At 61.4% G+C, this 12,380-nt stretch carries 12 protein-coding genes; 9 read left to right on the top strand and 3 right to left on the bottom strand.

Going from position 1 to position 12,380, the window contains the following annotated elements; all coding sequences use genetic code 11:
- Positions 1-45 precede the first annotated feature (45 nt).
- The gene (locus G6N74_RS20220; protein ID WP_091911991.1) at positions 46-390 is read right to left on the bottom strand and encodes a RidA family protein; all 345 of its coding nucleotides are present in this window, start codon (positions 388-390) and stop codon (positions 46-48) included.
- A 283-nt stretch (positions 391-673) separates the two neighbouring features.
- Between G6N74_RS20220 and aztA the strand changes: the two genes are divergently transcribed.
- The 8 genes from aztA to G6N74_RS20180 all read left to right on the top strand — a co-directional run bounded on the left by aztA (position 674) and on the right by G6N74_RS20180 (position 10,004).
- Entirely contained in the window at positions 674-1,516 is an 843-nt protein-coding gene (gene aztA / locus G6N74_RS20215) for a zinc ABC transporter ATP-binding protein AztA (protein ID WP_165119825.1), read from the top strand.
- Between the two features lie 8 nt (positions 1,517-1,524).
- A complete protein-coding gene (aztB, locus tag G6N74_RS20210; RefSeq protein ID WP_165119824.1) occupies positions 1,525-2,391 on the top strand; it encodes a zinc ABC transporter permease AztB in 867 nt (288 codons plus the stop codon).
- A 23-nt stretch (positions 2,392-2,414) separates the two neighbouring features.
- Positions 2,415-3,359, top strand: coding sequence for a zinc ABC transporter substrate-binding protein AztC (aztC, locus tag G6N74_RS20205; protein ID WP_165119823.1), 945 nt, complete (start codon positions 2,415-2,417; stop codon positions 3,357-3,359).
- A 174-nt stretch (positions 3,360-3,533) separates the two neighbouring features.
- Complete coding sequence (gene aztD / locus G6N74_RS20200) at positions 3,534-4,733, top strand: zinc metallochaperone AztD (protein ID WP_165119822.1); 1,200 nt, start codon at positions 3,534-3,536, stop codon at positions 4,731-4,733.
- Between the two features lie 62 nt (positions 4,734-4,795).
- Entirely contained in the window at positions 4,796-5,998 is a 1,203-nt protein-coding gene (zigA, locus tag G6N74_RS20195) for a zinc metallochaperone GTPase ZigA (RefSeq protein WP_165119911.1), read from the top strand.
- 197 nt (positions 5,999-6,195) lie between these two features.
- Positions 6,196-8,268 carry a 3-hydroxyacyl-CoA dehydrogenase NAD-binding domain-containing protein gene (locus G6N74_RS20190; RefSeq protein WP_165119821.1) on the top strand — a complete coding sequence of 691 codons (2,073 nt, stop codon included), beginning with the start codon at positions 6,196-6,198 and terminating at the stop codon, positions 8,266-8,268.
- Between the two features lie 30 nt (positions 8,269-8,298).
- The gene (locus G6N74_RS20185; protein ID WP_165119820.1) at positions 8,299-9,483 is read left to right on the top strand and encodes an acetyl-CoA C-acyltransferase; all 1,185 of its coding nucleotides are present in this window, start codon (positions 8,299-8,301) and stop codon (positions 9,481-9,483) included.
- Between the two features lie 179 nt (positions 9,484-9,662).
- Complete coding sequence (locus tag G6N74_RS20180; protein WP_165119819.1) at positions 9,663-10,004, top strand: protein tyrosine phosphatase family protein; 342 nt, start codon at positions 9,663-9,665, stop codon at positions 10,002-10,004.
- Between the two features lie 18 nt (positions 10,005-10,022).
- Here G6N74_RS20180 and G6N74_RS20175 read toward each other — a convergent pair whose 3' ends face one another.
- Positions 10,023-10,490, bottom strand: coding sequence for an Lrp/AsnC family transcriptional regulator (locus tag G6N74_RS20175; protein ID WP_165119818.1), 468 nt, complete (start codon positions 10,488-10,490; stop codon positions 10,023-10,025).
- Positions 10,491-10,626: 136 nt separating this feature from the next.
- Here G6N74_RS20175 and hppD point away from each other — a divergent pair, with 136 nt between their 5' ends.
- Entirely contained in the window at positions 10,627-11,739 is a 1,113-nt protein-coding gene (hppD, locus tag G6N74_RS20170; protein WP_165119817.1) for a 4-hydroxyphenylpyruvate dioxygenase, read from the top strand.
- On the opposite strand, the gene G6N74_RS20165 is transcribed toward hppD, so the two are convergent.
- Complete coding sequence (locus G6N74_RS20165; protein WP_165119816.1) at positions 11,740-12,294, bottom strand: DinB family protein; 555 nt, start codon at positions 12,292-12,294, stop codon at positions 11,740-11,742.
- Positions 12,295-12,380 lie beyond the last annotated feature (86 nt).

Here is a 12,380-nt window from a genome sequence, read left to right as displayed (position 1 = left end):
CGCCGCCGGTGGGTGCCGGGGCGCGAGACGTGCCTGTCAGCCTGATCAGGCAGCGGCCGTGATGATGATCTCGACCTTGTATTCCGGCGCCGCCAGCTTGGCCTCGCCGGTAGCGCGGGCGGGCGTGTTGCCCTGCGGCACCCAGCCATCCCACACGGCATTCATTTCGGCGAAGGTGCTCATGTCGGCGAGCCAGATGATCGCCTGAAGGATCTTCGTCTTGTCCGAGCCGGCTTTGGCCAACAGTTCGTCGATCGAGGCCAGGATATCCTTGGTCTGCTCGGTGACGCTGGTGCCCGGCTTGCCGACCTGGCCCGCCAGATAAATCGTGTTGTTGTGGATGACGATATCGCTCATGCGCGGACCGACATCGATGCGGCGGATGGTCATGGATTTCTTCCTTCCTTGGTTCGTTGCCGCGCGCCTCTCCAAAGGCAGCCCGCCAACTTCGTCTTGCCCGTGAAGGGCGAGTTCGAACAGCCTCTTAGATTTCGGCCCGCCGCGCGGCAAGAGCCAGCTACGGCAAATCAGCGAGATATGCCTGTCCATTGTGGACGGCGAACCGGCGCGCCATGAATCCACCGCATTTGCCTAGCCCTATCGTTGACTAATGTAATAACATCACATATCCAAGGCCATCGATCGAAAGATCGCGCTTGTTCCAGATGGTTCCATGACCGACGCATGCCTGACATTCCGCGACCTGACGCTTGGCTATAACAGCCACCCGGCGGTCCACCATCTGAGCGGAGCGGTGAAGACCGGTTCGCTGACCGCCGTCGTCGGCGCCAATGGCTCCGGCAAATCGACGCTGATGAAGGGTATCGTCGGCGTGCTGAAGCCTATGGCCGGAACCTGTCTCAATACCAAGGGCGCGCGCATCGCCTATCTGCCGCAGCAATCGGAACTCGACCGCTCCTTCCCTGCCCGCGTCGTCGATCTCGTTTCCATGGGCCTGTGGCCGCGCCGAGGGCTGCTCGGACGCTTCACCAAGGACGATCGCGACGATGTCGCAAAAGCATTGATGGCGGTTGGGCTCGAAGGTTTCGAAAAGCGGCCGCTCGACACGCTTTCCGGTGGGCAGTTGCAGCGCACGCTGTTTGCCCGCGTGCTGGTGCAGGACGCCGACCTGATCCTTCTCGACGAACCGTTCAACGCGGTGGACGCCAAGACCGTTGGCGACCTGATCCTGCTGATCAAGCGTTGGCATGGCGAAAACCGCACGGTGATGGTCGTCGTTCACGACCTCGAGCTTGTGCGGGAGCATTTTCCTGAAACGCTGCTTCTGGCGCGCCAGCCCGTTGCCTGGGGCGTGACGAAAGAGACCTTGCGCCCGGAAAACCTGCTGCGCGCGCGCCGCTTCGACGAAGCCTGGCACGACAACGCGCCCTGGTGCGAGCCGGACGGCCATGCGCACGATCATGACCACGCGCATTCCCTCGATCACAGCCACCATCATCACGACCATGGCGAGAGCCGCGAACATGACCACGAATCCGGTCCAAGGGCGGCCTGAGCAGCACCATGTATGATTTCCTGATCGCCCCGTTCGTCGAATTCGGTTTCATGCAGCGCGCGCTTGCCGGCTCGCTGATGCTGTCGCTCGGAGCCTGCCCTGTCGGCGTCTTCCTGATGCTGCGGCGCATGAGCCTGACCGGCGACGCCATGGCCCATGCCATTCTGCCGGGTGCGGCGGTCGGTTTCTATATGTTCGGTCTGCAGATCCTGCCGATGACGATTGGCGGACTTATCGCCGGCGTCGTCGTCGCACTGGGTGCAGGCGTTGTTTCGCGCTTCACCATCCAGAAGGAAGACGCCTCGATGGCTGCCTTCTATCTGGTGTCGCTGGCGCTCGGCGTGCTGATGGTTTCGATAAAGGGCTCCAGCGTCGATCTCATGCATGTGCTGTTCGGCACCGTGCTCGCCCTCAACAACGAAGCGCTGACGCTGATCGCCATGATTTGCGGAACCACGCTGCTGACGCTGGCGATCTTCTGGCGCGCCATCATCGCCGAATGTCTCGACCCCCTGTTCCTGCGCTCGGTCAGTCACCTCGGCACGCCGGTGCATTTCATCTTCCTCAGCCTGGTCGTGCTCAATCTGGTCGGCGGGTTCCAGGCGCTCGGCACGCTGCTATCGGTCGGCCTGATGATCCTGCCGGCCGCCGCCGCCCGCTTCTGGACGGCCCGCGTCGAGCGCATGTGCGCGCTGGCGATCCTCATCGGCTTTGCCTCCTGCATCGCCGGCCTGCTGATTTCCTATCACCAGTCCCTGCCCTCCGGCCCGGCCATCATCCTTTCCGCCGGTGCGGTCTATTTCTTCTCGACCATTTTTGGCACGCGCGGCGTCTTCAACACGCGCCTGCGCCAGCATCGCCACAGAACCGCCTGATCAACATCAAGGAGATTTTTCCCATGCTCAAGACAATCCGGCTTGCCGCCCTCATGAGCGTTATAACATTAACCCCTTTCGGCCTGGCTTCCGCCTTCGCCGAACCGCTGAAGGTCGTCGCCAGCTTCTCCGTCATCGAGGATTTTGCGAAAAATGTCGGCGGCGACCGCATCGAGGTAACCACCATCGTAGGTCCCGATGGCGACGCCCACGTCTATGAGCCGAAGCCGGCCGACGCGGTCGCGATGTCCAAGGCAGATGTCGTTCTCGTCAACGGTCTGCATTTCGAGGGCTTTTTGCAGCGCCTTGTCGAGGCCAGCGCCACCAAGGCGACCATCGTCGAACTGACCAAGGGCGTCGAACCGATCAAGATGAAAGAAGAATTCGAGGAAGCGGAGGAAGGCGAAGCCGCCGACGGGCACGCCCACCATCATGGCGATACCGACCCGCATGCCTTCCAGTCGATCGCCAACGCGAAAATCTATGTGAAGAACATCGCCGAAGCCTTCTGCGCCGCCGATGCGGCAGGCTGCGGCGCCTATAAAGCAAACGCCGACGCCTATACGCAGAAGCTGACGGAAACCGAAGGCGAGGTAAAGGCAGCCATCGCCTCGATCCCCGAGAGCAAGCGCACGATCATCACCTCGCACGACGCCTTCGGCTATTTCGAGCACGAATACGGCCTAACCTTCCTGGCGCCCGAAGGCATTTCCACAGAAGCGGAACCTTCGGCTGCCGACGTCGCCGCGCTGATCAGGCAGGTTCGGGAAGACAAGGCTTCGGCGGTGTTCGTGGAAAACATCACCAACACCCGGCTGATCGAGCAGATCGCCTCCGAAACCGGGCTCAAGGTTGGCGGTACTCTGTATTCCGATGCGCTGTCGTTCAAGGGCGGCCCAGCCTCGACCTATATCGACATGATGCGCAACAACATCACCACGATCAAAGGCGCGATCCTCGGGAGCTAAGTGCCGATCCGCATAAACTGAATCAGGTTCGCTCTCCAACCGGCTGATAAGGCGCGATCTTTTCTCTGGTTTCTGTTGGAATAGAGCCCCACGACAACTTCCCTGAAAGGCGGGACGACCTTCCGCCTTTTTTCATCGAACTAAACGTTATGTTATTACATTATGAGGAACACCATGCTTCATCTGCTCAAGACGGTTTCAGTCGCAGCCCTCCTTGCGGGCATCGCCGCCACTGCATCCTTCGCCGAAGAAAACACCGCATGGCGGCTGTTCATCTCCGATCATGGCGAGCCTGTCGTGCGCGCGCTCGATGCCGGAAGCGGCAGGGAACTCGGCAAGTTCGCGACCAAGGTTCCGACCAGCCTCGCCCGTAGCGACAGCGGCAAAACGATCTTTGCCGTGCAGGGCAAGGGCGACATCGTGCAGGCGATCTCCAGCGGCATTTCCATCGGCGATCATGGCGACCACGGCGATCTGAAGATCGAGGACGCGAAACTGCTGGATGTTGAGTTCGCCGGCAAGAAGCCGTCGCATTTCGTCGATCATGGCGGCGATATCGCGCTGTTCTTTGACGGTGAGGGTGTAGCCCGCACGACCAGCGAGACGGACGTCCTCGACGGCAAGGCGGATTTTCGCGAAACGAAAACCGATGCGCCGCATCACGGCCTGGCGGTGGCTTTCGACGGTCATGTTCTGCTGACTGAGCCAAATAAGGAAAAACCGGACGAACTGCCTGTCGGCATCCGAGTTGTCGATGCTTCAGGCGCGCAGGTCGGTGACGTGCATTCCTGCCCCGGCCTGCATGGCGAAGCCGCCTCCGGGAACATCCTCGCAATCGCCTGCGCCAAAGGCCTGCTGATCGTAAAGAGCGGCGACAAGGAGCCGTCCATCGAGTTCCTGCCCTATTCGGAAACGCTGCCCGAAGGGAAAACGACGACGCTGGTCGGTGGCCGGGGTCTGCAATACTTCCTCGGCAATTACGGCCCGAGTGCGGTGGTGCTGATCGACTCGACCAGCAAGGAAGCCTTCCGCCGGATCGAACTGCCGACGCGACGCGTGCATTTCGCCGTCGATCCGGTGCGGCCGAAATTCGCCTATGTCTTCACCGAGGACGGCATGATCCACCAACTCGATGTGGTTTCGGGCGCGATCACCAAGTCCCTGCCCCTCACCGATCCCTACAGCATGGACGGCCATTGGAGCGATCCGCGCCCGCGCATCGCGGTTGCCGATGATGCCATCTACGTCACCGACCCGCTGAAGAGCACGCTCCATGTCATCGATGCCAAGAGCTTCGAGAAAACGAAGGACATTTCGGTCGAAGGTAAGCCCTTCAACATCGTCGCCGTCGGCGGCTCCGGCGAAACGCACTGATCGTCGCCCTGCCCGGCCGGGCACTCTTCCCGCAAGGAGAACCAATCATGCTTGAAAAACCCATGCGAAAACGTCTTCCCGTCACTGTGCTTTCGGGCTTTCTAGGTGCTGGCAAGACCACACTTCTCAATCACGTGCTCAACAATCGCGAAGGCCGCCGCGTGGCGGTCATCGTCAACGACATGAGCGAGGTCAATATCGACGCTGCCATCATCCGCGACGGCGGCGCCAATCTTTCCCGCACCGACGAGCAACTCGTCGAAATGACCAATGGCTGCATCTGCTGCACGCTGCGAGATGACCTGCTGACGGAAGTTCGCCGGCTCAGCGAACAAAATCGCTTCGACTATCTCTTGATCGAATCGACCGGCATCTCCGAGCCGCTGCCTGTTGCCTCGACCTTCGATTTCCGCGATGAGAACGGCGACAGCCTTTCCGATGTCGCCCGCCTCGACACAATGGTCACGGTCGTTGATGCCGCGAACCTGCTGAAAGACTATTCATCCAGCGACTTCCTGCGCGACCGCGGCGAAACGGCAGGCGATGGCGACGAGCGCGCGCTGGTCGACCTCCTCGTCGAGCAGATCGAGTTCGCCGACGTCGTGGTGCTCAACAAGATCGGCGATGCCCGCCCCGGCGAGCGCAACATGGCGCAGCGTATCATCCGCTCGCTCAATCCGGATGCGGAAATCATCGAAACGGATTTCGGCAAAGCGCCGCTCGAAAAAATCCTCGATACCGGGCGTTTCGATTTCGAAAAGGCGCAGGAACATCCGCTCTGGTACAAGGAACTGAACGGTTTTCGCGACCATGTCCCCGAAACCGACGAATACGGCATCACGTCTTTCGTCTATCGCGAGCGCCGGCCCTTCGACCCACTCAAGCTGCAGGCCTTCATCAACCGCTCCTGGCCGGGCGTGGTCCGCGCCAAAGGTTTTTTCTGGCTGGCGACGCGGCCGCACCATGTTGGCGAACTCAGCCAGGCCGGAGCGCTGGTCCGCACCGGCAAGCGCGGCCTGTGGTGGGCGTCGGTTCCGAAAGACCAATGGCCGGACCATCCGGAATGGCACGTCGCCATGAGGCCCTATCTCGACCCAGTCTGGGGCGACCGCCGGCAGGAGATCGTCTTCATCGGCTGCCATCCCATGAATGAGGTGCGCATCCGCGCCGAGCTCGATGCTTGCCTCGTGCCCGAGACTGATTTCGAGCCGCGGCGTTGGCGCGACATGCCCGACCCGTTTCCAAGCTGGGCACGGGCGGCATGAGCGCGCTCTGAAAACTTCCACCGGCTGAATTACGCCTTCGCCCCTCCCAAGGCGATTGACCGGGCCTCCCGTCTTCAACATACTCGGTAGTATGTCGCTGGCGGGAGGTTACGCATCTTGTGCGCTCGCAAAAACTCCCGCAAAACGCGACCGGTTTTAGGATGAGGCGCTTGCTGCGCCACCAGGGAGTTTCTTGCATGACCAATGCCGTGACCATCGCCCACGACGGCGACATCGCCATCGTGACCATCGACAATCCGCCGGTGAATGCGATGAGCTTTCATGTTCGCGAGCCCTTGCTTGCCGCGTTCAATGCATTGCGCGAGGATAGTTCGGTCGCAGCGATCGTTATCACCTGTGCCGGGCGCACCTTCGTTGCCGGTGCCGACATCACCGAATTCGGCAAGCCGATGCAGAAGCCGGAACTGCGCGACCTGATCGCAAACCTTGAAACCATCGACAAGCCGACAGTGGCGGCCATTCATGGCACGGCGCTCGGCGGCGGGCTGGAACTGGCGCTCGGCTGCCATTTCCGCGTTGCCGATGCGGGCGCAAAACTCGGCCTGCCCGAAGTGAAACTCGGCATTATTCCCGGTGGAGGCGGCACAATCCGCCTGCCGCGTCTCGTCGGCGCGTCGAAAGCACTCTCTATGATCGTGTCCGGAACGCCGATCGGCGCGAAGGATGCGCTGGCAAGCGGACTTGTCGATGCGATCATCGAGGGCGATCTGGTCGCCAATGCCGTCGCCTTCGCGCGGCAGAAAGTGGCAGAGGGCGGCTCACTGCTGGCCGTGCGCGACCGCAACGACAAGATCGAGGGCACTGACCTCGCTGCCTTCGATAGCCAGGCGGCCGAACTCGCCAAGAAGGCGCGCGGGCTTGAGGCGCCGATCGCTTGCGCCCAGTCCGTCCGCAACGCCGTCACCCTGCCCTTCGACGAGGCTTATGCCCGAGAGCGGGAGTTCATCACGAAACTCATTGCCAGCGACCAATCGCGCGCCCAGCGGCATCTGTTTTTCGCCGAGCGCGAGGCGGCCAAGGTACCGGGCGTCGGCAAGGACGTGAAGCCGCGCGACGTCAAGCGCGTCGGCGTCATCGGTGCCGGCACGATGGGCGGCGGCATCGCCATGGCGTTCGTCAATGGCGGCATTCCGGTAACATTGCTGGAGATGAGCCAGGAAGCGCTTCAGCGCGGCCTCGGCATGATCGACAAGAATTATTCGATCTCGGTTTCGCGCGGTTCGCTGACGGAAGAAGCCAAGGCCAAGCGCCTTGCCGCCTTCTCCACGACCACGGACTACGCCGACCTTGGCGATTGCGACCTGATCATCGAGGCCGTGTTCGAGGAAATGTCGGTCAAGAAGGAAGTGTTCGGCAAGATCGATGCGGTGGCGAAGCCCGGCGCGATCCTTGCCACCAACACGTCCTATCTCGACGTCAACGAGATCGCGGCCTCCACCAGCCGGCCGCAGGACTTCCTCGGCCTGCATTTCTTCTCGCCGGCCAATGTCATGAAGTTGCTCGAAATCGTGCGCGGCGCGCAAACTGCGCCGGACGTTCTGGCGACCGTGCTGGGCGTCGCCCGCAAGATTGCCAAGGTGCCGGTCGTCGTCGGCGTCTGCCACGGCTTCGTCGGCAACCGCATGCTTGCCGCGCGTGGCCAGGACATGGAAAATCTGCTGCTCGAAGGCGCTTCTCCGGAACAGATCGACAAGGTCTTTGCCGATTTCGGCTGGCCTATGGGGCCGTTCCAGATGTGGGACCTTGCCGGCCTCGACATCGGCTGGCGCAACCGCAAGGCGACCGGCAAAACCGCGATCATCGCAGACGCGCTTTGCGAACAGGGACGCTTCGGCCAGAAAACGGGCAAAGGCGTCTATCTCTACGAAAGCGGCTCGCGCACGCCGACCCCCGACCCGGAAGTCAAGGCGCTCATCGAGAGCAAGGCCAAGGAGCTCGGCATCGAGCGCCGGACGATTTCAGCCGAGGAGATCAACGAGCGCACGCTCTATCCGATGATCAATGAGGGCGCGAAAATCCTCGAGGAAGGCATCGCAGCACGTGCATCCGACATCGATATCGTCTGGGTCAATGGCTACGGCTTCCCGATCGGCAAAGGCGGCCCGATGTTCTGGGCCGGGCTGGAAGGCATCTCGAAAATCGTCGACCGCCTCGAATATTGGTATGCCCGCAATGGCGACGATGCGTTCAAGCCCTCGCCCTTGCTGAAGAGGGCGGCCGAGACCGGCAAGTTTTCCGACGACGCTTGATCGGCGCAACCCAGAGCATAGGAGAAAGAAATGGCAGACGCCGTCATCGTATCAACCGCGCGCACGCCGATCGGCAAGGCCTATCGCGGCGCACTCAACGACACGCCGGGCGCCACGCTGGGCGCCCATGCAATCGCTGCCGCCCTTGCCCGTGCCGGGATCGAAGGTGGCGAGATCGAAGATGTCGTGATGGGCTGCGCCTTGCAGCAGGGCACGACCGGCCTCAACATTGCCCGCCGGGCCCTGGTGACCGCTGGCCTGCCGGTCAGCGTTGCCGGCACCACGATCGATCGCCAATGTGCCTCCGGGCTTCAGGCGATGGCTGTCCTTGCCAATGCTATCCGCAACGATGGCGTCACTGCAGGCATCGCCGGCGGGCTGGAATCGATCAGCCTCGTCCAGAACGAAAAGATGAACAATTTCCGTCTGATCGACGAGAAACTGATGGCGATCAAGCCGGACATCTACATGCAAATGATCGACACGGCCGAGATCGTCGCCAAGCGCTATGGCATTTCGCGCGAGGCGCAGGATGAATATGCGCTGGAAAGCCAGCGCCGCGTTGCCGCCGCCCGCGAAGCCGGGCGTTTCGACAAGGAAATTGCACCGATCAGGACGACGATGGCCGTGGTCGACAAGAAGACCAAGGAAGTCTCCCACCGCGAGGTCGAGCTTGCCCATGATGAAGGCCCACGCGCCGACACGACCGCGGAAGGGTTGGCCGGTCTCAAGCCCGTGCGCGGCGAAGGCCACGTCATCACCGCCGGCAATGCCAGCCAGCTTTCCGACGGCGCTTCAGCCTGCGTGATGATGAGCGGCAAGGAAGCGGAAAGGCGCGGCCTGACGCCGCTCGGCACATTGCGCGGCTTCGTTGCCGCCGGCTGCGAGCCGGACGAAATGGGCATCGGCCCGGTTTTCGCGGTGCCGCGCCTGCTTCAGCGCCACGGCCTGAAAATCGATGACATCGGCCTCTGGGAACTCAACGAGGCGTTTGCGGTGCAGGTCATCTACTGCCGCGACAAGCTCGGCATCGATCCCGAAAAGCTCAATGTCGATGGCGGCGCCATCGCGGTCGGCCACCCATACGGCATGAGCGGTGCGCGGCTTGCCGGCCACGCGCTGATCGAGGGCAAGCGCCGCGGCGTGCGCTATGCCGTCGTCACCATGTGCGTCGGCGGTGGCATGGGGGCGGCCGGGCTGCTTGAGATAAACTAGCTCTCAATCTGAATCCGATTTCAGTGGCAACCTGCTGTCTTCGAAGGATTTTCTCCGGTTGGTCGAATGAATGAAACCGGATGGTGGTTGCAGCCGGAAAAATTGCAATCGCAGGAGTGTCGCGGAACCGCGGCACAGCCTATATGCTAAGTGCAAACCAGCTTCGACGAGGGACAACGATGGAATACCGCCAGATTTCCGACGATTACTCGGTGTCGGGACAGATCAGCGCCGATGAGGTCGCCACGATCAAGGCTGCCGGCTTCAAGAGCGTCATCTGCAACCGCCCTGATGATGAGCAGCCGGGCCAGCCCTCCGCCGCCGAAATCCGCAAGGTGGTCGAGGCCGCCGGCCTGTCGTTCCGCCATATACCGATTATCAGCGGCCAGCCGGTGACGCCGGCGGATGCCGAGGCCATGGCCAAGGCGCTGGATGAGATCGAAGGCCCTGTCTTCGCCTATTGCCGCTCGGGCGCGCGCTCGACCAATCTGTTCATGGCCGCCCAGCCGTTCCGGGGCTGAGGCTCTCGTGTCCTGCCTTCAAAGCGGCAGGGCCGAAGTCTCCTTCAAAGTCTGCAGGACGATAGCCGTTTTCACATGCTGCACGGATTCGTGCGGCAGAAGCACGCCGTTGACGAAATCCGCCAGCGATTTCAGATCCGGCGTCACCACCTTCAGGATGTAATCCATCTCGCCGGTCAGCGCGTGCGCCTCCTGTACCTCGGGAAGCCTTGAAAGCAGATCAGAGAAACGCTGCGCGTTGTCGCGGTTGTGCGTGGCCAGCGTCACCGAGATGACGTTGACCAGCGAAAAGCCGAGCTTGTCGCGGTCCAGAACTGCGCGGTAGCCTTGGATGAAACCGTCATCCTCCAGCCTTTGACGCCGCCTGGAACATTGCGACGGCGACAGGTTCACGCGCTCCGAAAGATCATTGTTGGTGAGCCGGCCATCGGCCTGCAGCAATGCCAGTATCTTGCGGTCAAATTGATCAAGACGCGTATTATCCATAAGTTTTGGCCATTTCTTGCATGATATACGCACATTTTCATCATTTCAGGCGCTCGAATGCAAGCACAATGCACGGCGTCGGGATTATCATGCATCCACACTGAGATTCCGGCTCTTGAGCCGACAGGAGGCAATCATGGGTCCCTTCCCGCACGACGCACCGCCCGCCACGATCAGCGAAGCCAATCCCGCTGGCACCGACGGTTTCGAGTTCGTCGAATTCGCCCATCAGGAACCGGAAAAGCTGTCCGAACTGTTCGAGCGCATGGGCTACAAGCCGGTTGCACGTCACCGGACGAAGAACATCACCATCTGGCGGCAGGGCGACATCAACTACATGCTCAACGCCGAGCCGGGCTCCTACGGCATGAAGTTCGTGGACAAGCACGGTCCCTGCGCGCCTTCCATGGCCTGGCGGGTCGTCAATGCAAAGCATGCCTATGACCACGCGGTCGCCAAGGGCGCGACGCCCTATGATGGCGACGACAAGACGCTGGACGCGCCGGCAATCGTCGGCATCGGCGGCTCGCTGCTCTATTTCATCGAGAAGTACGGTGCAAAAGGCTCGGCCTATGACGCCGAATTCGAATGGCTCGGCGAGCGCGACCCGAAGCCCGAGGGCGTCGGCTTCTATTATCTCGACCACCTCACCCACAACGTCTATCGCGGCCAGATGGACAAATGGTGGGCGTTCTACCGCGAGCTGTTCGGCTTCAAGCAGATTCACTTCTTCGACATTGCCGGCAAGATGACCGGGCTGATCAGCCGCGCCATTACCTCGCCCTGCGGCAAGATCCGCATCCCGCTGAACGAATCCACCGACGACAAGAGCCAGATCGAAGAGTATCTGCGCAAATACAAGGGCGAAGGCATCCAGCACATCGCCGTCGGCACGGACGCGATCTACGAGGCCACCGACAGGCTGGCCGGCAACGGGCTGAAATTCATGCCCGGCCCGCCCGAAACCTATTACGACATGTCATTCGACCGCGTGAACGGCCATGACGAGCCGATCGAGCGCATGAAAACCCACGGCATTCTCATCGACGGCGAAGGCGTGATCGACGGCGGCATGACCAAGATCCTGCTGCAGATCTTTTCCAAGACCGTGATCGGTCCGATCTTCTTCGAATTCATCCAGCGCAAGGGCGACGAAGGGTTCGGCGAAGGCAACTTCCGCGCGCTGTTCGAGTCGATCGAGGAAGACCAGATCCGCCGCGGCGTGATCAAGATGGATGCGGCGGAGTAGCTATTCCAAACGGCTGGGCTGCAATCCCAGCCGTTCCACCTCTTCCTTCCGAAACCGCAGATCGTAATCGAGGAAGAACTCGTCGAGTTGCGGCGGCTTGACAGAGGTGCCCGACAGCATCGCATGCACCTGGCCGCGATGGTGAATCTGGTGCACGAAAAGATGGGAGAGCAGGTCGCCGATGCGCTCGGGGATTTGACCCGCCTCGTCCCGGTCGGTTGTCACCCGCCTCTCAAGATCGCTCCTTGAAAGAGCGTCGCAATAGGCGACGAGCTGGCGATCGAAGTCTGCCTGCGCGGCTGCAAGCTTGCCGGCATCTTCGAAATCCGTGAGACGGCCGAAGATCGCCAACCCCTCGCCCACCTCTTCGAGCATGTCGAAATAGAACAGATCGACCGCGTAGATGTGGTTCAGCGTCTCCTTGATCGAGGGGAAGAAGCTGATGCGCGGCGCTTCGAACTCGCCCGGTTGAAGCGCGACCACCGCCCGATAGAGCCGGTCGTTGGACCAGAGGTTGTTGCGCGCCATCTGGCGGTTATGGCTCAGAAGGTCCATCCTCTCCTCCCTGAACAGGCTTGTGCTCTCAGAGACCGTCTGGAAATTCTACTCTGGCGGCCATCTGATGGCGTTTTCTGCGCTTC

This window comes from Mesorhizobium zhangyense, assembly GCF_011045115.1.
Taxonomy (GTDB): domain Bacteria; phylum Pseudomonadota; class Alphaproteobacteria; order Rhizobiales; family Rhizobiaceae; genus Mesorhizobium_M; species Mesorhizobium_M zhangyense.
The sequence above is the reverse complement of the archived record's forward strand: the minus strand, read 5'-3'. Positions and strand labels throughout refer to the sequence as shown.

What these genes read in the sequence shown, in the direction of transcription:
- G6N74_RS20220 (WP_091911991.1), bottom strand. Translation starts at nt 390, where the DNA reads ATGACCATCCGCCGCATCGATGTCGGTCCGCGCATGAGCGATATCGTC.
- aztA (WP_165119825.1), top strand. Translation starts at nt 674, where the DNA reads ATGACCGACGCATGCCTGACATTCCGCGACCTGACGCTTGGCTATAAC.
- aztB (WP_165119824.1), top strand. Translation starts at nt 1,525, where the DNA reads ATGTATGATTTCCTGATCGCCCCGTTCGTCGAATTCGGTTTCATGCAG.
- aztC (WP_165119823.1), top strand. Translation starts at nt 2,415, where the DNA reads ATGCTCAAGACAATCCGGCTTGCCGCCCTCATGAGCGTTATAACATTA.
- aztD (WP_165119822.1), top strand. Translation starts at nt 3,534, where the DNA reads ATGCTTCATCTGCTCAAGACGGTTTCAGTCGCAGCCCTCCTTGCGGGC.
- zigA (WP_165119911.1), top strand. Translation starts at nt 4,796, where the DNA reads ATGCGAAAACGTCTTCCCGTCACTGTGCTTTCGGGCTTTCTAGGTGCT.
- G6N74_RS20190 (WP_165119821.1), top strand. Translation starts at nt 6,196, where the DNA reads ATGACCAATGCCGTGACCATCGCCCACGACGGCGACATCGCCATCGTG.
- G6N74_RS20185 (WP_165119820.1), top strand. Translation starts at nt 8,299, where the DNA reads ATGGCAGACGCCGTCATCGTATCAACCGCGCGCACGCCGATCGGCAAG.
- G6N74_RS20180 (WP_165119819.1), top strand. Translation starts at nt 9,663, where the DNA reads ATGGAATACCGCCAGATTTCCGACGATTACTCGGTGTCGGGACAGATC.
- G6N74_RS20175 (WP_165119818.1), bottom strand. Translation starts at nt 10,490, where the DNA reads ATGGATAATACGCGTCTTGATCAATTTGACCGCAAGATACTGGCATTG.
- hppD (WP_165119817.1), top strand. Translation starts at nt 10,627, where the DNA reads ATGGGTCCCTTCCCGCACGACGCACCGCCCGCCACGATCAGCGAAGCC.
- G6N74_RS20165 (WP_165119816.1), bottom strand. Translation starts at nt 12,294, where the DNA reads ATGGACCTTCTGAGCCATAACCGCCAGATGGCGCGCAACAACCTCTGG.